The organism is Paeniglutamicibacter cryotolerans, from assembly GCF_014190875.1.
Taxonomy (GTDB): domain Bacteria; phylum Actinomycetota; class Actinomycetes; order Actinomycetales; family Micrococcaceae; genus Paeniglutamicibacter; species Paeniglutamicibacter cryotolerans.
In genome coordinates, this window is the sequence record NZ_JACHVS010000001.1 from 683,101 (window position 1) to 705,156 (window position 22,056).

21 protein-coding genes are annotated in these 22,056 nt (G+C 63.6%); 6 read left to right on the forward strand and 15 right to left on the reverse strand.

The features are described 5' to 3' along the window. Positions 1-38: 38 nt before the first annotated feature. Together E9229_RS03300 and E9229_RS03305 are read left to right on the forward strand one after the other, a co-directional pair. Positions 39-1,073, forward strand: a complete 1,035-nt coding sequence (locus E9229_RS03300; protein WP_246380341.1) for an enoyl-CoA hydratase/isomerase family protein — start codon at positions 39-41, stop codon at positions 1,071-1,073. Between the two features lie 13 nt (positions 1,074-1,086). Then, on the forward strand, positions 1,087-1,824 hold the full coding sequence (locus tag E9229_RS03305) for an IclR family transcriptional regulator (RefSeq protein ID WP_183509851.1): 738 nt from the start codon (positions 1,087-1,089) through the stop codon (positions 1,822-1,824). A 215-nt stretch (positions 1,825-2,039) separates the two neighbouring features. On the opposite strand, the gene E9229_RS03310 is transcribed toward E9229_RS03305, so the two are convergent. Further along, positions 2,040-3,050 carry a PDR/VanB family oxidoreductase gene (locus tag E9229_RS03310; RefSeq protein ID WP_183509853.1) on the reverse strand — a complete coding sequence of 337 codons (1,011 nt, stop codon included), beginning with the start codon at positions 3,048-3,050 and terminating at the stop codon, positions 2,040-2,042. 42 nt (positions 3,051-3,092) lie between these two features. Beyond that, positions 3,093-4,187 carry an aromatic ring-hydroxylating dioxygenase subunit alpha gene (locus E9229_RS03315; RefSeq protein WP_183509854.1) on the reverse strand — a complete coding sequence of 365 codons (1,095 nt, stop codon included), beginning with the start codon at positions 4,185-4,187 and terminating at the stop codon, positions 3,093-3,095. A 186-nt stretch (positions 4,188-4,373) separates the two neighbouring features. Here E9229_RS03315 and E9229_RS03320 point away from each other — a divergent pair, with 186 nt between their 5' ends. Both E9229_RS03320 and E9229_RS03325 read left to right on the forward strand, forming a co-directional pair. Then, a complete protein-coding gene (locus E9229_RS03320) occupies positions 4,374-4,955 on the forward strand; it encodes a PadR family transcriptional regulator (RefSeq protein WP_183509855.1) in 582 nt (193 codons plus the stop codon). A 306-nt stretch (positions 4,956-5,261) separates the two neighbouring features. Then, positions 5,262-6,119, forward strand: coding sequence for a methylenetetrahydrofolate reductase (locus tag E9229_RS03325; RefSeq protein ID WP_183509856.1), 858 nt, complete (start codon positions 5,262-5,264; stop codon positions 6,117-6,119). 93 nt (positions 6,120-6,212) lie between these two features. On the opposite strand, the gene E9229_RS03330 is transcribed toward E9229_RS03325, so the two are convergent. Beyond that, the gene (locus E9229_RS03330) at positions 6,213-7,205 is read right to left on the reverse strand and encodes an ABC transporter substrate-binding protein (protein ID WP_183509858.1); all 993 of its coding nucleotides are present in this window, start codon (positions 7,203-7,205) and stop codon (positions 6,213-6,215) included. A gap of 322 nt (positions 7,206-7,527) precedes the next feature. On the opposite strand from E9229_RS03330, the gene ligM reads away from it, so the two are divergent. Next, entirely contained in the window at positions 7,528-8,934 is a 1,407-nt protein-coding gene (ligM, locus tag E9229_RS03335; protein WP_183509859.1) for a vanillate/3-O-methylgallate O-demethylase, read from the forward strand. Positions 8,935-9,005: 71 nt separating this feature from the next. On the opposite strand, the gene fdhA is transcribed toward ligM, so the two are convergent. From fdhA to E9229_RS03390, 11 genes are all read right to left on the reverse strand, one after another. After that, entirely contained in the window at positions 9,006-10,226 is a 1,221-nt protein-coding gene (gene fdhA, locus E9229_RS03340; RefSeq protein WP_183509860.1) for a formaldehyde dehydrogenase, glutathione-independent, read from the reverse strand. Between the two features lie 239 nt (positions 10,227-10,465). Continuing rightward, positions 10,466-11,335, reverse strand: coding sequence for an ABC transporter ATP-binding protein (locus E9229_RS03345; RefSeq protein ID WP_183509862.1), 870 nt, complete (start codon positions 11,333-11,335; stop codon positions 10,466-10,468). Next, a complete protein-coding gene (locus tag E9229_RS03350) occupies positions 11,325-12,098 on the reverse strand; it encodes an ABC transporter permease (protein WP_183509864.1) in 774 nt (257 codons plus the stop codon). Before E9229_RS03350 ends, E9229_RS03345 begins: the two co-directional genes overlap by 11 nt. Beyond that, positions 12,095-12,925 carry an ABC transporter permease gene (locus tag E9229_RS03355; protein ID WP_183509865.1) on the reverse strand — a complete coding sequence of 277 codons (831 nt, stop codon included), beginning with the start codon at positions 12,923-12,925 and terminating at the stop codon, positions 12,095-12,097. The genes E9229_RS03350 and E9229_RS03355 overlap by 4 nt, the downstream gene beginning before the upstream one ends. Beyond that, positions 12,925-13,902, reverse strand: a complete 978-nt coding sequence (locus tag E9229_RS03360; protein ID WP_183509866.1) for an ABC transporter substrate-binding protein — start codon at positions 13,900-13,902, stop codon at positions 12,925-12,927. The genes E9229_RS03355 and E9229_RS03360 overlap by 1 nt, the downstream gene beginning before the upstream one ends. A gap of 208 nt (positions 13,903-14,110) precedes the next feature. Then, positions 14,111-15,646 (reverse strand): acyl-CoA synthetase, encoded by a 1,536-nt coding sequence (locus E9229_RS03365; RefSeq protein ID WP_183509867.1) that lies wholly within the window; start codon positions 15,644-15,646, stop codon positions 14,111-14,113. 82 nt (positions 15,647-15,728) lie between these two features. Then, positions 15,729-16,724, reverse strand: coding sequence for an ABC transporter substrate-binding protein (locus tag E9229_RS03370; protein ID WP_183509868.1), 996 nt, complete (start codon positions 16,722-16,724; stop codon positions 15,729-15,731). A 201-nt stretch (positions 16,725-16,925) separates the two neighbouring features. Beyond that, the gene (locus E9229_RS03375; protein WP_183509870.1) at positions 16,926-17,381 is read right to left on the reverse strand and encodes a MaoC family dehydratase; all 456 of its coding nucleotides are present in this window, start codon (positions 17,379-17,381) and stop codon (positions 16,926-16,928) included. Between the two features lie 52 nt (positions 17,382-17,433). After that, on the reverse strand, positions 17,434-18,615 hold the full coding sequence (locus E9229_RS03380; protein ID WP_183509871.1) for an acyl-CoA dehydrogenase family protein: 1,182 nt from the start codon (positions 18,613-18,615) through the stop codon (positions 17,434-17,436). Positions 18,616-18,617: 2 nt separating this feature from the next. Continuing rightward, the gene (locus tag E9229_RS03385; protein WP_183509873.1) at positions 18,618-19,505 is read right to left on the reverse strand and encodes an amidohydrolase family protein; all 888 of its coding nucleotides are present in this window, start codon (positions 19,503-19,505) and stop codon (positions 18,618-18,620) included. Between the two features lie 17 nt (positions 19,506-19,522). Then, a complete protein-coding gene (locus tag E9229_RS03390) occupies positions 19,523-20,455 on the reverse strand; it encodes an SDR family oxidoreductase (RefSeq protein ID WP_183509874.1) in 933 nt (310 codons plus the stop codon). Positions 20,456-20,585: 130 nt separating this feature from the next. Between E9229_RS03390 and E9229_RS03395 the strand changes: the two genes are divergently transcribed. Next, positions 20,586-21,053 carry a MarR family winged helix-turn-helix transcriptional regulator gene (locus tag E9229_RS03395; RefSeq protein ID WP_183509876.1) on the forward strand — a complete coding sequence of 156 codons (468 nt, stop codon included), beginning with the start codon at positions 20,586-20,588 and terminating at the stop codon, positions 21,051-21,053. 413 nt (positions 21,054-21,466) lie between these two features. Here E9229_RS03395 and E9229_RS03400 read toward each other — a convergent pair whose 3' ends face one another. Next, the gene (locus tag E9229_RS03400; protein WP_183509878.1) at positions 21,467-21,931 is read right to left on the reverse strand and encodes a DUF3592 domain-containing protein; all 465 of its coding nucleotides are present in this window, start codon (positions 21,929-21,931) and stop codon (positions 21,467-21,469) included. Positions 21,932-22,056 lie beyond the last annotated feature (125 nt).

A 22,056-nucleotide genomic window follows, 5' to 3' on the forward strand; every position in this document is an offset into this window, starting at 1 on the left:
CCGCCCACTGTGGCGCGATGGGAGCGAAAGGAAACGCATTGAGCCACCACGTCAGCTCCACCGTCGCCGACGGCCTGGGCATCATCACGCTGGACCGCCCCTCGAAGATCAACGCGCTCACGGGCGGCATGCTCCGGGAACTTGCCCGCACCCTCACCACATGGGCCGATAACCCGGCCGTAAAGACGGTGCTCCTGCTGGGAAACGGCGAGCGTGGTTTCTGCGCCGGGGGTGACATCAAGGATTTCCACACCGCCATCGTCAGCGGCAACCACTCGGACTTCACCGGAATTCTGGCCGGGGAATTTGCCATGAACCTGATCATCGCCACTTACCCGAAACCGGTGGCAAGCATGATGCACGGGCTGACGATGGGAGGCGGTGTTGGACTGGGGTCCCATGCAGGAATCAGAATCGTCGCACCGAACTCGAAGCTGGCCATGCCCGAGGTGAAGATCGGATACAGTCCCGATGTCGGTGGCACGCACCTGTTGGGCAACGCCCCGGGGCGTCTGGGCGAATACCTGGCCATGACCGGAACCACGATGGACGCGGCGGACGCCATCCATGCCGGCTTCGCGGACTTCATGGTCGCCGCCGAGGACTTCGACGACGTACTGGCCACGCTGCCGGATCTGGCCGGGCTGCCCGCGCTCGAGACATCGATGGCACTGGAAATCCTGCTCGGAAAGCCGGCCCGCTCGGACCTTGCTGCCCGCCAGCCATGGATCGACGATATGTTCTCGGCCCCGACGTCGGCGACGATCCTCGAGCGGCTTGATGCGGCAGGACATGCCGGGGCACGCGAAGCAGCCGAAATGATCAGAGCCAATTCCCCGCTGGGTGTTGAAACAGCACTACAGGCCGTCCGGGCCGCCCGCTCGGAAAACCACTTGCGCTCGGCACTGGAAAGGGAACTGCGCATCGCCGCCTTCCTGATGCATGAACCGGATTTGGCCGAAGGCATCCGAGCCCAGGTCATCGACAAGGACCGCAACCCGGCTTGGAACCCGGCCAGCGCCACCGAACTTGACCTCGAACGCATTGCCGCCGTCATAGCGGACCCGGCGTAACGGGGCACCAGGGATGGCCAACTCCGATTCAGGGGATTCGATGCTGGACCGTTTGGTGCGGATCCTTGATGCCTTCGATGCCGAGAACCCGACGCTGAGCGTCGGGGCGCTGGCCCGTCGCGCCCGGGTACCGCGGGCAACCACTTACCGGCTTGTCGACGAGCTGGTCGGGCACGGCCTGCTCGCCCGCGAACGGGAGGGCACCCTGCGGCTGGGACTGCGCCTCTGGGAACTGGCCAACCGCTCCTCCGCCGCCCGCGACCTTCGCGAAGTCGCCATGCCCTTCATGGAAGACGTGAACCAGCTGGTGCGCCAGAGCATCCAGCTGGCGATCCTGCACGACGACGAGGTACTGGTCATCGAACGGCTGTCCCGGCCCGGATCCGTGGTGAACCAGGCTTCCGTCGCCGGCCGGATGCCGGTCCACCGGACCTCCATGGGCATGGCCCTGCTCGCTTTCTCCCCCTTCCCGGTGCGGGAGGGCTATCTTGAACGCCATGGGACGGTGATTAGTGCGCTGCATGTGGATTTGCGCCGCGAGCTGGCTCATATCCGACTCAACGGCTACGCCACCTTCGACGGCTTCATCGACTCCGAGTCCACGGGTGCCTCGGTGCCCGTCCTTGACGCCCACGGGCATGCATTAGCCGTCCTCGCTGTCGTGGTTCCGCGCGGCTCCGAGAGCCTGCCTGCCGCGGTGATGGCGCTGCGCACCGCATCACGCGGCATCTCGCGCGCCCTGAGAGCCTGATTGCCGCCTAAGCTGCGTCGCTACCTCATGGTGAATAGCGCAAGGCCCACCTCCGGGACAACAGTGCCTGCTTTTCGGTACCACATAGACCCATAGTGCCCGCCCGGGATTGAGCCGCTCATGAGGAAAAGTCCCCAAGCAAGGAATGACCTCTCCGTCCGGAAGCGAACATCCCGGACGGAGGCCCCAACACATGGCTCGCTCCGCGGCCTCGCTTAGGAGATGCCGATGGTGACCACCGCGGGGCCCGAAGGAGCCGCGTCCGCCTTCGCTCCGGTCTCCGAGGTGACCGCGCGCGAGACGCAGCAGTTCAGCTTCGTGTTCTGACGCTGCTGACGCTCGCTGAAGAACACGTCGCGGTGATCGATCCGTCCCTCCAACGAGAGAATCTGTACCTCGCAGAGACCGCATTCGCCCTTGCGGCAGTCGAACATCATCTCGGCTCCGGCATCTTCCAGGGCTTCGAGCATGGACCGACCCTGCGGAACGGTGACCTCAAGATCCAGCCGCGGCACCCGGACTATGAACTCCTCCGGGTCATACCATCCGCTGTTGCCGAAGGTTTCGTACCGTAGCGAGGGCAGGTCCAACTCGCGTTCGGTCCACGTGCGGCGCACCGCGTCCATGAGTCGGATCGGCCCACACATGTACAGCTCCGTGCCCTCTTCAGCACGGGCGACCAAGTCCGGGACGTTCAGCGAGGTTCCCTCGTCATCGACGTGAACTTCCAGATTTCCCCCGTGTTCCGCCTGCAATTGCTCCAGGTAGGCCATGGCGTTCCGGTTCCGTCCAACGTAGACCAGCGTGTAGTCCGCCTTGATCCGCTTCAGCACGGCCGCCATGTTGGCGATCGCTGTAATGCCGATCCCGCCGGCCAGCAGCAGGTAGCGCTGCGCACCGACACGCAGCGGGAAGTTCTGCAGCGGCTGGGTGACTTCCAACCGGTCGCCGACCTCCAGACCATGCATGAAGACCGATCCTCCGCGGGACAGCGGGGCGAGCATGACGCTGATCGCCAGGGCCCCGCCGTCATCGCTGGAGTCCACCACGGAGTATGAGCGCTTGGCATCCTGCCCGTCGATGGTGACCTTCAGGTCGATGTGCGATCCGGGTTCGGCCTTGATCGGGAGCGAAGGCTCCAGGACGATGCGCATGATCCCCTCGGCCACGGGCACCACCCGGATGATCGTCGCCGACTGCCAGATTTCAATGTTTGTTGCTGCCATGAGTTTTCTCTGTCGCTTTCCGGCGGGCTCTTCTCCCCCGCCCTAGGCGGAGGGAACCAGTCGACCCTCGGCGGCGAGCATGCGCTCCAGGATGCGGCGCACCCACATTCCACCGGCATCGATGTTCAGGTTGTAGAACTCGTAGTCCGGGTTGGCATCGATGGCCTCCTGCTGAGCCTTGAGCATGACCTCGTCCTCCCCGAAGACACCGTGGACACCATCGCGCAGCTGGGTGGTGATCAACTGATTGTCCAGGCAGTAGTTGCGCATGAAGGCCCAGAAGTAGTGGCTGGACCGGTCGGTTTCCGGGGTCAGCGTGTTCATCACGAACCCGTTCACGCCTTGGCTGCGGTCACCCTCCGGGGCGCCGGTGCCGGCCTTGGCCACCCCGACGTCGATCCTGATGGTGCCGGGGGCCTCGAAGTGGATGATCTGCCAGCGATCGACCTTGCCTTCGAAGCCCGGGAACTTGTCGCGCATGTTCTTCAGCCAGAACGGCGGGGCATCGATGTTGTGCATCCAGCGGGTGACGGTGACCGTATTGCCCTCGTGGGTGGTGACGAAGTCGGACTCGGAGAGCTCGTCCTGGCCAATGGTGGACGCGTGCACGAATTCCTCGTGGGTCAGGTCCATCAGGTTATCGAGCACCAGCTGGTAGTTGCAGGCCGCATGGATGGTCAGGCCGTCGCCGGCCCATTCGGGGCTGTCCATCTGGTGCATATCCGGAACCAGGTCCGGGTCGGCCAGTGTCGGATCACCCATCCAGATCCACACATAGCGGTAGCGCTCAACGATCGGAAAGGAGGGAACCGTGGCGCTGGGATTGATGGTTTCCTGGGCCGGCATGGACACGCAGCGTCCGGCCGAGTTGTAGATGATGCCGTGGTACGGGCACTGGATCTTGTCCTTGTCCATAGTCTTGCCCATCGACAGCGGAGCCAGGCGGTGCCAGCAGGCATCGGCCAGGGCAACCGCCTTGCCGTCCTCGGTGCGGTACATCGCAACCGGGCGGTTCGCAATGCGGCGCGACATCGGCTTGCGGGTGACCTCATGGTCCCAGGCCGCAACGTACCAGGCGTTAAGCGGGTGGCCGAGGATCTTGTTGGTCGTGGAGCTGACGGACGTGACGGCGGTCATGGGGTCTACCTTCCAGTGCAGACGCCGGTCCCAGGCTAAGCGGGTCCGGTGGATGGTCGCGGATTTTCCTGCGATTGATATGGTCGAACAACGACCAACTAACTATGTTCATAGTTAGTTCTACTGGACTACACAATAGCTTCCGATATAGTGATTGGCAACACACCACCGAAAGAAGGCCGCCCAATGAGCCTGCGTTACGCGTTGCTCGCACTTCTCAACGTCGAGCCCATGACCGGCTATGACCTGTACAAGGTATTCGAGAGCTCGGTGGGGCACGTCTGGCATGCTCCGGATTCGCAGATCTACCCGGAACTCAAGCGCATGGAGTCCGAGGGGCTGCTCCTGGGTGAAGACATCCCCTGGGGTCAACGCGGCAAAAAACGGCAGTACCACGTCACGAAGGCCGGGACAGAAGCCTTTAGCGCCTGGATGAACACCACCATGGAGTATGCCCGCGTCCGCGAGCCGGCACACCTGCGAGCCGCCTACATGGAGTGGGCGGAACCCGAAGCGGCACGCGAACAAATGAGGGCACATATCAAGCACCACAAGGGGCTGCTTGAACAATGGCGCGAAAAGGTCAGGGAAATTGAAGAGGGCTCGAGTCCGATGCTCAACCGCCGACTGGCCAACACCCCCTCGTCCGAGCAGGAAAAGACCACCGCGTTCAAAGCATTCGCGTACGAAGGGCTCATTTCGCAGGCCGAGGCGGAAGTTTCCTGGGCCAAACGAGGCCTCAAGCTCATCGACCGCCTAAACCCATAACCACGCCGCACCGGCAGATCCGGAAGAGGGCTCGGTCTCCGCGGCGAGAACGAGGAGCCCACCGGCTGGACTCGGCCCAATCCCTGCCGTCGCGGATGCAGCCAAGGGCTGGGCGGGCTTCGAGATACGGCAGCAATGAACGCCCAAGCGAATGGAAGGACGAGCTAGAGATTCGCGTCCTCACCTGATCCCAAGGACAAGGGAAACCCGCGGCTGCGGCCATGGACAGGAGACTGCATTCGAGATATACCTATGGGCATAGCTACTACTGTTAATATCCCCGCTGCGGGGCACGGAGGCCACAGCATGACCCCAGAGCATCCCGACCCGACATCAGGTCCACGACGCCTGCTGTCCGGATTCTCCATGGAGATGACGGGCAAGGACATCCCGGAACTCGAGGCAGCCACACCAAACATTCCACCCGGCACACCCATCAATGTCACGTTCCTGGGCAACGAGGATCTGGGCATGAGGGTTGCCGCCGCTTCGGCGGTCAAGGCGGCCGGGTTCCATCCCGTTCCACACATTTCGGCACGAAGACTCAGCTCGGCCACGGAGCTAGGGGAATTCCTCGACGCCCTGGCAAAACACGGAGCCTCGGGACATGTCTTCGCCGTGGGAGGGGATCCGGCAACCCCCATGGGCCCCTATCCGGATGCGCTTTCGCTGATCGCCTCAGGAGTGTTCGAAGATTTCGGAGTCGGAACGGTTTCCATCGCCGGATACCCCGACGGGCATGCCGAAATCGATGACCGCATGCTCTGGGCCGCGCTCGAGGCCAAGCATGCGGCGCTGGCAGAACGTGGACTGGGTGGCGAGATCATTACCCAGTTCGGGTTCGACACGACGCCTGTCCTGGACTGGCTCGCCGAGCTGCGAGGCCGTGGCGTCGACCTACCGGTCCGGGTCGGGGTCCCTGGCCCTGCGGGCATCAAACGCCTACTGGGATACGCCCGGCGGTTCGGAGTCTCATCATCGGCAGGAATCGCCAAGCGCTACGGCTTTTCCCTTTCCAACCTCTTGGGAAACGCCGGCCCAGAGCGCTTCATCCAGGATCTCGCCCGTGATTATGACCCGTCCCTCCACGGGGAAGTCCAGCTTCACTTCTACACCTTCGGCGGGCTCGAAGCCACAGCTGACTGGGTGGCCGGGCAACGCTGAGGGCATCGCCACCCGGTGCGAATCGAACCATGAAGGGGGCGGCCTGCCCGGGAATTTCCCCGGGCAGGCCGCCCCTGCCATCCTTACTGACTGCTACTTCGTTGGCAGCAAAGCGGCCATGTCCGGAACCTTGTCGATCAGTCCGCGATCAAGCGAGATCGCGGCGACCTCCTGGATGGAGGCTTCGTTCACCTCAGTGAGGAATCGCGGCATGGTCAGCTTCTCGATGACCTCAGGCTTCAGCGTCGTGTAGTCGGGAAGCACGGCCTTTGCCTTTTCCGGGTTCTCGTCCGCGAACTTCTGCGACGCCGTCATGGCGCGGGTGAACTTCGCCGCGGTTTCCGGGTTCTCCTTGATGTAGTCATCGGAGGTGAAGTAGACGGCGACCGTCAGGTCCTTGACGGGCTCAGCGTAGTTCGAGAAGACCGGGACGTTTCCGTCGGCACCAGCAATGGTCACGAACGGTTCGACCGCGGCAATGGCGTCGACGTTTCCGGCATCCAGCTGTGCGGCCATATCCGGGAAAGGCATTTCAACGAACTGGATCTTTGTGTAGTCGCCGCCAGCCTTCTTAACAGCTTCGCTGATCGTCGAGTCGGAGATGTTGTTCAAGGTGTTCACGGCGACCTTCTTGCCGACGAGGTCCTTGATCTCTTTGATGTCGCTGTCCGGCTTCGTCATGACGGCGGCGAAGTCTTCCTTCGTGTTACCGGTGGAGCTGCCGCCGGGGGCAACCATCTTCAGCGGCAAGCCCTTGGAGCGGGCAACGATCATCGAGGTGACGTTGGAGAAGCCGAAGTCCATTTGCTTGCTCGTAATAGCCGGAACGATGGCCGCGCCGCCCTGCGCGAGGGTCAGCTTGACGTCCAGGCCCTCCTTTTCAAAGATGCCCTCCTTCACACCGAGGTAGATCGGGGCGACATCGACGATCGGGATGACTCCAACTTCAATCTGTTCCAGGCCTGCTGCACCACCGCTAGCGCTCGGTGCGGCATCGTCCGTCACGCCAGCCGAGGGCGATCCGCCGCCACACGCCGTCAGACTCAATGCGGCAACGAGCGCGAGGGCTCCAACGATTTTTTTCATTCTGTTCTCCAAGATTCTCGGGGATCTACCCCAAAGCCGAGTGATGCTCGTCTCATAGTACCTATATACATAGGTATATGGGAGTCATGTGACTACGCAATTTTCCGATCCTCCGAAACTCTTACCAAATCATCAGTGAACGGCGGTTCGGTGGCACCAACTTGCCTCCCACCAGCATCGAAACCCGTCCTCAATAACTATCGACTTAGTGTCCCAGCTGGCTTATGGTCTGGGTAGCGACCAATGGGCCGCACCTTCGTATTCCAGAGCGATTCCCTCTTTCCACGGACATCGCTCCCCCACGAAAAGGAAGCCATTGAACATGTCACCCAAAAACCTCCAAGAGGTCCTTGACGAGGCCGGAGACACTGTCGAACTGCTGCGAAATTCGCAGCTGGGAGCCTATGTCTACCCCGTAGTTGCCCCGGAATTCTCCAATTGGCGCAGTGAGCAGCGCGCTTGGCGCGAAACCGCAGTGCTATATGACCAGACCCACCACATGGACAACCTGTTCATCTCTGGGCCCGATGCTCTCAAGCTCATTTCAGCCACGGCCATCAATAGTGTCGCCGAGTTCCCACTAGACCGGGCCAAGCAATATGTCCCGGTCACGCCCGCCGGCCACGTCATCGGGGATGGCATCCTGTTCCACGAGGCCCCCGACGAGTACGTGTATGTGGGCCGGGCGCCGGCGGCCAACTGGCTCCTTTTCCAAGCGGAGACCGGTGGCTACGACGTGCGAATCGAGGTAGATCGCCGCTCGCCCTCCCGACCCATGGGCAAACCCGTCCAGCGCAGATACTGGCGCTTTCAGATCCAAGGCCCCCAGGCCTGGAACATCATCGAAAAGCTCAATGGCGAACCCCTGGAAAAGCAGCGGTTCTTCAGCATGAGCCACATGAACATTGCCGGGCAGCGGGTTCGCACCCTGCGCCATGGAATGGCAGGTGCGCCCGGCCTGGAGATCTGGGGGCCGTACGATTCATATGACCTGATCCGCCAGTCCGTCCTGGAAGCCGGTGCGGAATTCGGCATGGTCCCCGTGGGTGCGCGAGCCTATCCCTCCAACACCTTGGAATCCGGATGGATCCCCTCGCCGCTTCCGGGAATCTACACGGGCGATGAACTGATCGATTACCGCAAGTGGCTGGGCGCAGACAGCTACGAGGCAACTAACGCAGTGGCTGGAAGCTTCGATTCGACGAATGTCGAGGACTACTATCACACACCTTGGGAACTCGGATACGGCTCGTTCGTGAAATTCGACCACGATTTCATCGGGCGCGAGGCGCTGGAGAAAATCGATCCAGCCACCCAGCGCAAGAAGGTCACACTCGCCTGGAACGACGAAGACCTGGGCACGATCCTGACCTCGATACTCGGCCCCGATTCGCTGCCCTACAAGTTCTTCGACCTGCCGTTGGCCAACTACGGCTCATCGAACTACGACAGGGTCATTGATGCCGACGGCAAAACGGTGGGCTTGTCCATGTTCACCGGATACAGCTCCAACGAGCGCCGGGGACTCTCCCTGGCGGTGGTCGATGCAGACGTCCCGGAAGGGACCGAGCTACGCGTCGTCTGGGGAGAGCCCGACGGCGGCACCAGGAAGACGACCGTCGAACCCCACCGGCAGTTCGAGGCCCGCGTTGTCGTAAGTCCCACCCCCTACTCGGCGGTGGCCCGGGCCGAATACCACGGCGGATGGCGGACCTCCTACGGGACATAAGCCAAAGGGGGCGGCCCCTGCCGCGGAGGATGCTTGGTCCATCGCGGCAGGGACCGCCCCCACCTTTAGCGTTAGTTGTTGAGGTAGCCGTTGGGGTTCAGCACGTACTTCGTCGCGGCCCCGGCATCGAATTCGGCGTAGCCGCGCGGGGCGTCCTCGAGCAGGATCGCCTGCGCGTTGACGGCCTTGGCGATGTGGATCCGCTCGTGCAGGATCGCCATCATCAACGCCCGGTTGTATTTCATGGCCGGGCATTGTCCGGTGGTGAAGGACAGGGATTTGGCCCAGCCGGTGCCCAGGGACAGGGACAGGGAGCCCTTCTGGGCCGCTTCGTCCGCTGCTCCGGGATCCCCGGTGACGTAGAGGCCCGGGATGCCCAGGGATCCTCCGGCGGCGGTGAGGTCCATCAGCGAGTTCAGCACGGTGGCCGGGGCCTCGGCGGCCCCGGCACCGTGGCCGTGGCCGCGGGCTTCGAAGCCGACGGCGTCGATGCCCGCATCGACCTCGCGCACGCCGAGCAGCTGTTCGATCTGGTCCGCCGGGTCCCCGTGGGCGACGTTGATCCCTTCGCAGCCGAAGGAGCGGGCCTGGGCCAGGCGGTCCTCGTTCAGGTCCCCGACGATGACCACCGCGGCGCCGAGGAGCTGGGCGGAGGCTGCGGCGGCCAGGCCGACCGGTCCGGCGCCGGCGACGTAGACGGTGGAGCCGACGGTGACCCCGGCGGTGACTGCGCCGTGGAAGCCGGTGGGCAGGATGTCCGAGAGCATGGTCAGGTCCATGATCTTTTCCAGGGCCTGGTCGCGGTCCGGGAACCGGAGCAGGTTCCAGTCGGCGTAGGGGACCAGGACGTATTCGGCTTGGCCGCCGACCCAGCCGCCCATGTCGACGTAGCCGTAGGCGGATCCGGGGCGGTCGGGGTTCACGTTCAGGCAGATCCCGGTCTTTTGTTCCTTGCAGTTGCGGCAGCGGCCGCAGGAGATGTTGAAGGGGACCGAGACGATGTCTCCGACCTTGATGAATTCGACGTCCCGGCCCACCTCGATGACTTCGCCGGTGATTTCGTGGCCCAGGACCAGGCCGGTGGGGGCGGTGGTGCGTCCGCGGACCATGTGTTGGTCCGAGCCGCAGATGTTGGTGGCCACGGTGCGCAGGATGACCCCGTGCGGGACCTTGCGGCCCACGTTGGCGGGGTTGACTCCGGGTCCGTCGGTGAGTTCGAAGGTGGGGAAGGGGGTGTCGATGACCTCGACGATGCCCGGGCCCTGGTAGGCGACTGCCCTGTTACCTGACATGCTGCGACTCCTTCATTAACGATCAAGATATTCCCGTGACGCTGCTCACGGCCTCCTGTCAGACTACCTATGAACATAGATATTGTCAGTAGGTTTTCAAAACTCTTTTGACGGAACCGCCAGCCCCGGAAGGCTTCGCCTCCGTACATGCAAAAGGCCAGGAGCCACCATCACCCGACTGGGATAAGTGGCCCCTGGCCCTGCTCGTCAGGCCCAGGGGCCGACTATGGTGTTCTGGATCAGGAGGTGGCACCGACGGCGGTGATGGCCTCCTCGGGGCGGTGGCCCGCCTTCGCCTTCTGGATCTCCGCATACACGTGGTGACGCAGCTCGGTGAACCGCGGCAGCGACCGGGTCTCGAGCTGGTCGCGCTCGTCCGGCAGGTCGATGACCAGGTCTTCCTGCACGATCGTCGGGGAGGAGGACAGGATGATGACGCGCTCGCCCAGGTAGATCGACTCGTCGATATCGTGGGTCACGAACAGCACCGTCACGCCCAGCTTCTTCCAGACGCTGCGGATCAAATCCTCCAGATCCGCACGGGTCTGCGCATCGACTGCGGCGAACGGCTCATCCATCAGCAGCACCTCCGGCTGGTACGCCACGGCACGGGCGATCGCCACGCGCTGCTGCATGCCACCGGAAAGTTGCCATGGGTAGGACTTGGGCACGTGGGCAAGGCCCACTGCCTCCAGCGCCTCGGCGACCAGGCGGGCGCGCTCGGCCTTGGGCACACCGGCGTTCTTCAGCGGCAGCTCGACGTTCTCTGCCACGCGCAGCCACGGGAAGAGCGAGCGCCCGTACTCCTGGAAGACCACTGCCATTTTCTTCGGCGGGCCGGTGACCTTCTGCCCGTCCAGCGTCACCGAACCACTGGTGGATCCCAGCAGACCGGCGATGCACTTGAGCAGCGTCGTCTTACCCGAGCCCGAGGGCCCGACCAGGCAGACCAGCTCGCCGCGGCCCAGGTCGAAGGTCAGGTTGCGCACCGCCTCGATGTCGCCGGCGTCGGTGTGGTAGACCTTCTTCAGGCCACGGACCGCGAGCAGTGCCTCGCCATCGGGAAGGGTGCGTCCGGCGGGGGTGGGACGAATCGAATCAGACTGCATTTTCAACCTCTTTCAGACCGTGGTACCAGCGCAGTACCCGGCGTTCACACCATTGGAAGATAAAGGACAGGGCCACGCCGATCAGGCCCAGCACCACGATGCCCGACCACATTTCCGGCACCGCGAAGGAGCGCTGGAACTGCACGATCGTGAAGCCCAGGCCGGAGGATGAAGCAAACATCTCGGAGATGACCATCAGGATCAGGCCGATCGACAGGGACTGGCGGATGCCGGCCATGATCGTGGGCGTCGAGGAGGGCAGCACCTGATAACGAATCCGGTTGAACCCGGACAGGCCGTAGGACTTCGAGGTCTCGGTCTGGACCGAGTCGATGGAGCGCACTCCCTCGATGGTGTTCAGCAGCACCGGCCAGACACAGCCGAAGATGATCACGGCGATCTTCATGCCGTCGTTGATGCCCACCAGCAGCATCAACACCGGCACAAGCACCGGCGGTGGAAGCGCGCGGAAGAACTCGAACACCGGCTCGGTCACCGCACGCACCGTACGGTTCAGGCCCACTGCCAGTCCCAGGACGATGCCCAGGACGATCGCTATGCCCAGGCCGATGACCAGGCGCATGACCGAGGGAAGCACGTCGGTGAGGATCCGGTCCCCGATCCACGTCTCGATGAACGTTTCGAAGAGCTGGACCGGGGTCGGAACGAAGAAGTTCGGTTCACCGGAGGTGGCAATCCACCACCAGGCAATCAGGATGATGGGCAAACCCAGCAGGTAGCCCAGGGTCTTGAGGAATTTCACGAGACAACCTCCCCGCGGACCGAGGGGTGCCAGGCCAGGATCCGCTTCTCCACGATTCGCGTGATGACATTGATGGCCAGGCCGAGCAGGCCGGTGGCCACGATCAGCGCATACATGCCGGCGATGGCGCCACCGGACTGGGCGAGGGCGATTTCCTTGCCCAAGCCGTCGGAACCGATGATCAGTTCCGCGGTGATCGCCAGGATCAGCGCGACCGAGGCGGCCAGGCGGATGCCGGTCATCAGATACGGCAGCATGGTCGGGAAGATGACGTCGCGGATCTGCTGCAGGTAGGAGAAGCCATAGGACTTCGCCGTTTGCATCGCCACGTTGTCCACGTCGGCCACCCCGTAAAGCACCTGGATCAATACCTGCCAGAAGCAGGCGTAGATGATCAGCAGCAGTGAGGATTCGATCTTCACGCCGAAGAGCAGCACAGCCAACGGGATCAGCGCGACCGACGGGATCGGGCGCAGGAACTCGATGGTGGAGTTGGTGGCCCGGCGCAGGAACGGGGACATCCCGATGACCAGGCCCAGCACCAGTGCCGTCAGCACGGCGACGGCCAGGCCGATGGCCCAGGCCAGCATGGTGTGGCCCACTGCCACCCAGAAGGCGGTCAGGCCGAAGTCGCCGACCAGGGCGACCAGGACCTCGGAGGCCGGCGGCAGGTACTTGGCCTTGACCAGGCCCAGGGCGGGCATCAGTTCCCAAATGCCCAGGAAGCCGATGATGCCGAACAGGCCCAGCAGCCACGTGGGCAGGCCCTTGGACGGCACCGTCTTTTTCACCCGGCCCGGGGCCGGTTTTTGTATGGTTTGAGTCATTAGGGCATCAATTCATCGAGGTTGACCGGCTTGGAAACGGTACCGAACTTCTGGGCCGCATCGGCCAGCTTGGCTGCAGCGTCCATGTCGAAGTCCACGCGGTAGCGCGGGAGCACGATCTTTTCACGGGTGTCGGCGTCGATCTTGGTGTAGGTGCCCACGATGTCGCGGACTTCCTTCGGGTTGGCCTGTGCGAACTCAAGCGACTTGTTCATGGCACGCGTGAACTTCGCGGTCAGCTCAGGCTTGGATTCAACATTGGCCTTGGTGGTGAAGTAGCCGGCAATGTCGAGCTCGGGGTGGAAATCCGAGAAGTTCGTCGTCACGATGCGCGATCCCTCAGCCAGGGACTGGGTGAGGAACGGATCCAGGATCCAGGCCGCATCGACGATTCCGTTTTCCAGAGCGGCGGGCGCATCAGGGAAGGGAACCTCGACGAAATCGATGGTGCCGGGGTCTCCGCCGGCGTCGGTGACCACCTGGGAGATGGTGGTGTCACCGATATTTGAAAGGTTGTTCACCGAGACCTTTTTGCCGGCCAGGTCCTTCGGGGACTTGATCGGGGAATCGTCGTTCACAACCACTGCGCCGAAATCGATGGTGGTATCGCCGCTGGTGGTGGCACCGTTAGCGACGAGCTTCATGTCAAGACCCTTGTCGTTCGCCACCATCGGGGAGATCAGGTTGGAGAAAGCGAAGTCGTAGCTGCCGGACTGGACACCGGGCACGATGGCCGATCCACCGGTTGCGGTCTGGATATCAAGGTCAAGGCCTTCTTCCTCGAAGAAGCCCTTGGCCTTGCCAAGCCAGATCGGGGCGGTATCCACGATCGGAATGACTCCGACGGTGATTTTCTCAAGGTCTGCACCCGCGGCTCCGGTCTTTACCTCCGCGGCACCGCTGGGCGAACCGGAACCGCAGGCGCTCAATGCCAGGATCCCCATGGCGGCCAGTGCAATTTTGAGCTTGTTCTTCATGACGAACTTCGTCCTTCATTAGTTGGTGCTGTTTTGCGGGCCCGGCCCAAGATGGGAGTGGCAGCGGGCTGCACTGGGGCACATCGGCCGTTGATAGACCTCACATGCACCGGTGATGAAAGTCACTCACGTGTCGACAACAATACCTATGGGTATAGTTATTTTGCAATTCGTTACGGATGCAGAAAGCACACACTTGACGGACAAGTCAGACAGGCGCGGACGAGTTGCCGAAGGTTTTTCGAAGGTCCGCCTTGCGGATCTTTCCGCTGGCGGTGCGCGGTAGCTCGTCGGCGATCACGAAGGAACGCGGGATCTTGTACCGGGCGATGCGCCCGTCTAGGTGCTCCATGATCCGCGCGCCCGTCACTTCGCAACCCTCGGCCGGAACGACAATGGCCCGCGGGACCTCGCCCCATTTAGGATCGGGCACACCGATGACGGCGACGGAAGATACCTCGGTGAGCTCCATGATGGCCTGCTCGATCTCGGCGGGGTAGACATTCTCGCCACCCGAGATGATCATGTCCTTCAGCCGGTCGGAGATGTACAGGAAACCCTCGTCATCGAGGTACCCCATGTCGCCGGAGCGGAACCACACGTCGTCAGCATAGGATTCGGCGCTCGCCTCGGGACGGTTCCAGTACTGAAGGATGACGTTCGGTCCGGAAAGCAGGATCTCCCCGACCACGCCGGCCGGGACCTGGGCGCCGCGATCATCGATGACCCGCACGGCGGAGAAGAAGTGGGGAAGCCCTGCCGAGCCGATCTTTTCACGCGAGCGTTCCGCCTGCAGCGAGGTCGCCCCGGGAGCAGTTTCGGTCATGCCGTAGCCGCCCGAGAAGCCCAGGCCGCGTTCCTCATAGGCCTCGAGCACACGCAGCGGAACGGCTGACCCACCGCAGGTGAGCATGCGCAGGGAGGAAATGTCGGTAGCGCCCCACGCGGGGTGTTCGGCCAGCATCTGGTAGGTGGTGGGAACGCCCGAGAGCGATGTGACCTGGTGCCGTTCGATGGCGTCGAGCACCAACGACGGTTCGAAGCGGTCCTGCAGGACCAGGGTCCCGCCCTTGAGCAGCGTGGGCAGGGCCCCCATGCCCAGCGATGCGGCGTGGAACATCGGGGCGATCATCAGGGCCACCGCGTCGGAAGTGACGTCGTAGTCGACTAGCACGTTGAAGGAGTTCCATGTCATGTTTCCGTGCGTGAGCACTGCACCCTTCGGGGCCCCGGTGGTTCCCGAAGTGTAGAGGATGATCGCCGGATCCTCCAGGCCCACCGGCACATCCCGATGCCCGGACGAGGCCGCTGCCAGGGACCGCTCGTAGGGGGAATCAAGTCCCGGCTCATCGGCCACCACGAGCCGGTGCCCGACAGCGGTATCGCGCACTGCAGGGTCGGCCAGCCCCTCGAGCGACTCCGGGCTGATCAGCACGGTGCTGCCCGAATCGTTCAGGGCATAGGTCAGTTCGCGCGCGGCAAGACGGGTATTGAGCGGAACGAACACCGCACCGATGCTGCCGCAGGCAAAAAGCGTTTCCAGGAATGCCGGGTGGTTGTTGCCCAGGTAGGCAACCCGCGAGCCATGGCCGGCACCGAGCCCGCGCAGGACATCGGCCAGCTGGTCGACGCGCAGCGCCAGCTCGTCGTAGGACAGGGATACCCCGTCCTTGATGATGGCCGCGTGGCCCTTGGACTTGACGCGGCGCTTGTGGATCCAGCTACCCAGGCCCTGGTTCTGCATTGGTACCTCTCATATGCTGCGGGCCGCCCACGCGGCCCGCAGCTGCTATCTCATCTAACCGACGGGCGGAAGGAGCCCGGCGCTACTTCTTGATGGTCAACGCCGCGATGTCGGGCGTCTTGGAGATGAATTCGAATTTGGCCGCCAGTGCGCCGAGCTTGTCCAGCTGCTCGGAGGGGACAACGGCGTCCCAGGTTTCCATCTTCAGGTTTTCGGCAACCTTGGCATCCATCTTCATGAACGTGGGAAGCAGGGCCTTGGCTCCGGCCTGGTCGCTCTCGGCCGCGTCAAGAGTTTCGGCCATGGCGGCCTGGAACTTGGCGACGACGTCCGGGCTCTCTTGGGCGAACTTGCCGCTGGTGAAGCTGACCATGGTCGGAAGGCCCGGGATGGCCTTCTGGTTCGGGTAGCCGAGCAACTTGTTCTCCGGGACGGCCAGTGCCTTGGACAGGAAGGGCTCCGGAACCCAGATCGCGTCCATGTTCTTGCGGTCGAGCTGCGCCTCCATATCGGGGAAAGGCATTTCGCTGAACTTCAGCGCCTTGGGGTCCCCGCCATCAATGGCGGCCGATTCCATGATGGTCAGGTCGCCCTGGGTCTTCAGCGCGTTCACCGAGGTGGTCTTGCCAGCCAGGTCGGCGAAGGTGTTGATGCCCGAATCGGCGCGGACGACGACGCCGTTGATGTCGTCGCCGGTGGCCTTGGAGTTGGAGTACCCGGTGACGATCTTCATGTCCAGGCCCTTGTCCACCGCGGTGATGACCGACAGCGGGTTTCCGACGGCGAAGTTCAGGTCACCGGTGGATACGGCGGGAAGCATTGCCGCACCGGCGGAGGCGGTGGTGAGTTCGATGTCGAGGCCGTGCTTCTCGAAGATCTTCTTGTCCACGCCGTACTGCATGGCCACGGAGGGCGCGATCGGCAGGATGCCGACGACGACCTTGGTCAGTCCCCCGGCCTCTCCGGACTTCGGTGCTTCGGTGCTTGCCGCACCGGAGGGGGATCCGCCGCCGCAGCCGGTCAGGGCCAATGCGGCAATTGACGCTCCTGCGAGCATCGTGGCAAGTCGCTTCTTCATGGTCTCTCCTTGGTGATTCGCTACGGCTTTTGGTTCCGGATCAAACCCATTGGGTTCATGTGATCCGCACCACTCCATACAACCTAGGTCTAATAGTTGAAAAAATCAATAGTTGATAAGAAGTGGTGTTCAATCGTGCCGCAACGACGGCCAGCGAGGCTCCCCCAGGAAGGGGGAGGCCCGGCTGGCCGTGGGAGGACCCTAGGCGTAGAAGCGGTAGATTCCGCGGGAAACCACTGCCGGCTTCGGCGCACCCTCAACCTCGACAACCTGGTCGACGGCGATCTGGTAGCCGCCCTTGACCTCGTCGACCTCGGCGATGATGGCCTTCATGCGGATCTGCGAGCCCACGGGAACCGGCGAGGGGAAGCGGACCTTGTCCAGGCCGTAGTTCACACGGGTGGAGACGCCGGTGACGTCGAAGAGCTCGGACCAGAAGGCGATCTGCAGGCTCAGCGAGAGGTAGCCGTGGGCGATAGGTCCACCGAACGGGCCCTCCTTGGCCTTTTCCGGATCGGTGTGGATCCACTGGTGGTCATCCGTCGCGTCGGCGAACGTGTTGATCTGGTCCTGGGTGACGGTGCGGAAGTCGCTGTAGCCCAGATCGGTACCTGCGGCCGATGCGAGCTGTTCGTAGGAAAGAATGGTCTGGCCCATGGGAGGGTCCTCCTGTGCAGTGGTGATGGGTGTGGAAAAAGCGGGGTGGGGCTTAGCGGAAGGCCCCGATGCCGGTGATGGCCCGCCCGACGATCAGCGAATTGATCTCGTGCGTGCCCTCGTAGGAATAGATGGCCTCGGCATCGGCATGGAAACGGGCCACGCCGTAATCCAGCACGATGCCGTTGCCGCCGCAGACCTCGCGGGCCAGCGCGGCGGTTTCGCGCAGCATCCTGGCGGTGAACATCTTCGCCATAGACGAGGATTCGTCCTTGTAGACGCCCCCGTCCTGCTGCTGGGTCAGCCTGACCACCATTGCCAGGGCAGCCGTGACATTGGAGAGCATGTGCGCGAGCTTCTCCTGGATCAGCTGGAACGAGGCAAGCGGCCGGCCGAACTGCTCGCGCTCCAGCACGTACTTCAGCGCCGCCTCGTAGGCGCCCGCCGCGGCACCGGTGGCGATCCAGGCGACATCGGAGCGCATGTTGCGCAGGCAGGCAGCGACATCGGCGAACGAGTTGATGTTCGCCAGGCGCGCCGATGCGGGAACCCGCACGTCGGACAGGTCAATGTCGGCGTTCTGCATGATGCGCAGGCTGGCCTTGCGCTCGATCTTTCTCAGCGTCACTCCGGCCGAAGCGGTGGGCACCAGGAAGCACTTGACCTTGGCGTCTGCCTCGTCGCGGGCGAAAACGGCGAGCACGTCGGACTGCGCGGCTCCCCCGATCCAGCGCTTGGTCCCGTTAATGACCCATTCACCGGCCCCGGCATCGAACCGCGCGCTGGTGGACAGGCCACCGGCGATGTCAGATCCGTGGTCCGGCTCGGTCAGGGCGAAGACCCCCTTATATGAGTAGTCGGCGATCAAGGGGTCGAGCTCGGCCACCTGTTCGGCGCTGCCGCCTAGGTTCACCGTGGTCCGAAAGAGCCCGGACTGTGCGTTGTAGAACGTCACCACCGATGCATCGACGCGGCCGATCTCGAAGTTGCGGAACCCGGCGAAGAGCCCGCGCACCTCCTCGCCGGCGGCGATGACCTCGGCCGGGCGCATCATGTCCAACTCGATGAGCGGGGCGATGACCTGGGTGGGGAACTCCCCCTTTTCCCAGTATTCGTCGACCACCGGGCGCACATGCCCGTCGAGCACAGCACGCAGCCGCAGCAGCGCGGCGCGTTCGGCGTCGGAGAGCAGTTCGGCAAAACCGTACTGGTCACTCGGGTAGAAGGCGTTCATGCCTACGCCAATCCCAGCAGGCGTGCCGCGTTGTCCTTGAGGATCAAGGGGCGCACCTCGTCCTTGAGCGGCAGCTCGGCGAAGGCTCCGAGCCACTTCCCGGGGGTGATCAGCGGGTAGTCGGTGCCGAAGAGGACCTTGCGCGAGAGCACGTTGTTGCTCATCTTCACCAGCGAGGCCGGGAAGTACTTCGGGCTCCAGCCCGAGAGGTCAATGAACACGTTCGCCTTATGCGTGGCGATCGAGTTCGCCTCGTCTTGCCATGGCACCGAGGGGTGCGCCATGATGATTCTCAGCCCCGGGAAGTCAGCAGCCACGTCGTCGAGCAGCAACGGGTTGGAGTAGCGCAGCTTGATGCCGCGCCCGCCGGGCAGCCCGGCACCCATGCCGTTCTGGCCCGTGTGGAAGATGCAGGGCAGGCCCAGTTCCTCCAGCACGGCCCAGAGCGGGTAGAACTCCTGGCTTGAGGGGTCGAAACCCTGCAGTGAGGGGTGGAACTTGAAGCCCCGCACCCCGAGCACGTCCGCCTGGTGGCGGGCACCGGCCAGCGCGTCGGCACCGGTACGCGGATCGACCGACCCGAAGGGGATCAGCACGTCGTTGTTGCGTGCCGCGCCGGCCACCAGTTCCTCAATCGAGTTCGGCTCGTGGCCCAGCGCGGTGCGCGCATCGACGGTGAACAGCACGGCGGCCATTCCGGCCTCGCGGTAGACCTCCGCAATGCGGTCGACCGACGGGGTGCGCTCGGTGGACTTGAAGTAAGCGGCTGAGGCCTCGAAGAGGTCATCCGGCATGGCCTTGTGGCCGCAGTCGTCCACCTCGAGGTGCACGTGCATGTCGATCGCGGTGATCTTCGCCAGGTCGATCGCTGATTCGTAGCGGATGCTCATGGGACGCCGGCGCTTTTCTACTTGGCTGCCGGTTCGGGCTGCAGTTCGGCCGGGAGTTCGGGGAACCGCTCGCCGACGGACTGCAGCTTGGAGCCGAAGACCGCGCCGAACTGCTCCTGCAAGGTGGTGTAGTCCCAGCCGCCATCGTGGAATTCCGAGGCGATGGCCTCGGGGTGGCTCCACAGCTGCAGCCGGTCGCCGCCGGCACCGATCGCCTGGCCGTTGATGTTGCCGGCCTCCTCGGAGGCGAGGAAGGCGATGAGCCCGGCGACGTCGTCGGCCGTGCCGAAGCCCAGTTCCTTGCGGAAGAAGTCGTGCATGACCTCGCCGGCCTCATCGGCCTCGACGGCCTTGGCGAAGTAGGGGACGGTCTTGGTCATGGCGGTGGCTGCCACGGGGATCACGGCGTTGACCGTAACGCCGGCACGCTTCATTTCCAGCGCCCAGGTGCGGACCATGCCCACGATGCCGGCCTTGGCGGCCGCGTAGTTGGTCTGGCCGAAGTTGCCGCGTTGGCCGGTGGGCGAGCCGATGGTGATGATGCGGCCGGCGATGCCGTTCTCCTTGAAGTAGCCGTAGGCCTCGCGGACGCAGGTGAAGGTGCCGCGCAGGTGCACGTTGATGACCAGGTCGAAGTCCTCGTCGGTCATCTTCAGAATCGATTTGTCGCGCAACACGCCGGCGTTGGTGACCAGGATGTCCAGGCGGCCGAAGTTCTCCACCGCGGCGGCAACCAGCGCCTTGGCGGTTTCGGTGGAACCGACCGGCGCGACGACAGCGACGGCCTTGCCGCCGGCTGCTGCAATCGATGCGACGGCATCCGCTGCCACGTCGGCGTCGACGTCGTTGATGACGACCGCTGCGCCCTGGCGTGAGAGTTCCTGTGCGTAGCTCAGGCCGAGCCCGCGGCCGCTACCGGTGACAATGGCTACTTTTCCTGCGAGTGACATCTGGACTCCTTCGTGTGGCGCTGTTGCCCCACCGTGCATATCGTGGGAATGTTACTTAGATACATGACAACTTATATTCTTGAAAAAGTCAACGATTAAGTTTCTCACCAATAACCGAGGAGCACCACCCATGGCCACCAAGACTGGCATCGCCACCGCCGGCATCGAGCGGTTCCTCGGGAGCGAGCTGGCCGGGGACATCGAGTTCCTCGCAGCCCGGACCAGGTCGCTCGGCTCGGCCCGCGCCAACCGGCTGCTGGCTCCGATGGACCTGAAGGTCCGCTCCTATTCGGTGCTGTCACTGGCCTGCAGCAACCTCGCACCCACACAGCGCGATCTCGCCGAATTCCTCTCGCTTGACCCGAGCCAGATCGTCCCGCTGGTTGATGCACTCGAGGCCCGCGGACTGGTCGAGCGCCATCCGGACTTGCACGACCGCCGCTCCAAAGTCGTCGCCGGCACCGAGGAGGGGCACAAGCTCTACCTGAAAGCACGACGCGCCACCGCCGCGGGCGAGTCCGTCACCATGTCCAACCTCAGCGAGGCCGAGCGCACGACACTGCGCGAACTGCTCTCACGGATCGCCTTCGACTCGTAGGCCCAAGGGACCATCCGGCGGGTTCCGGGGCGCCGTTTGCCGTTATCCACGGTGATCCGCTGCCGCCGGACCAAACACCTCGGCGAATCCAACCGGGATCATCAACTTCCGGGGACCGGTTCGGTACCGGATCCTTCACCGCACCGCAGCCTGCAACGGCGGTACGGTTCCTCCACTGCTATCCTCCACCGGAACGGCACACAGCTTGGGCTCAGCCCGGGCACCTTTCGTGGAATTCCCCTCATGGGGGTGCAAGAGATGATCCAGCGGGCCCCGGCCCTCTCCCCGGACCGGGGACCAGCTGTGTTCACACGGGGAGTCCGGCGTGCGGCCCCTACCGTCGGAGCATGGTCATCTCACAGGTCCCGATAACAACGGTTCCATCCGGTTCTTCTTCCCCGCACAGGCCCCTGCTACTTCCTCCGGGTGTGAACCACCGAGCGCACGCAAACCACGATCAAGAAGGCTGCCACCGACGTCATCACACCGCCTCCTGCCAACATTCCCAGGGTCCTGGCCTTGCCCGCGTTCCCGTCCCGCAGGCGCGCTGATGTGGGGTGCTGCAAAACATACTCCAGTTCGACCTGCTGCCCGTCGGAGAACACGCGGTTGGATCCGCTGGTCCAGATCTTAGTTTCCACCGACTGCCCCCCGGCGGATTCGAACCCGACCTGTAGCGACGTCGATGCCGTCCGCCCCGCAACCCATTTCACGGTTCCAAGGGTCTGCAGGATCGTACTGTCGGTAGCCTGGAAGGCTGCGGCATTTGCCCTGTCCTGCAGACCTTGCCCGACAAAGGCCAGGCCAAGCGCCATGAATGCGAGCAGAAGCACAACCACGACGGCGCCGATGAGCCTCGAGGTGATCTTGGTTTTCATTCGCCTCTTTCTGGTGTTTCCTGCGGCGAAAGCGCCCGCCGCGTGCGGGGCTGAATTTCGGATACCATGCTAATCGATTCCTGCGGGACCAGGATCACCGGAGCAGCCGCAGACCCGACAGGTCC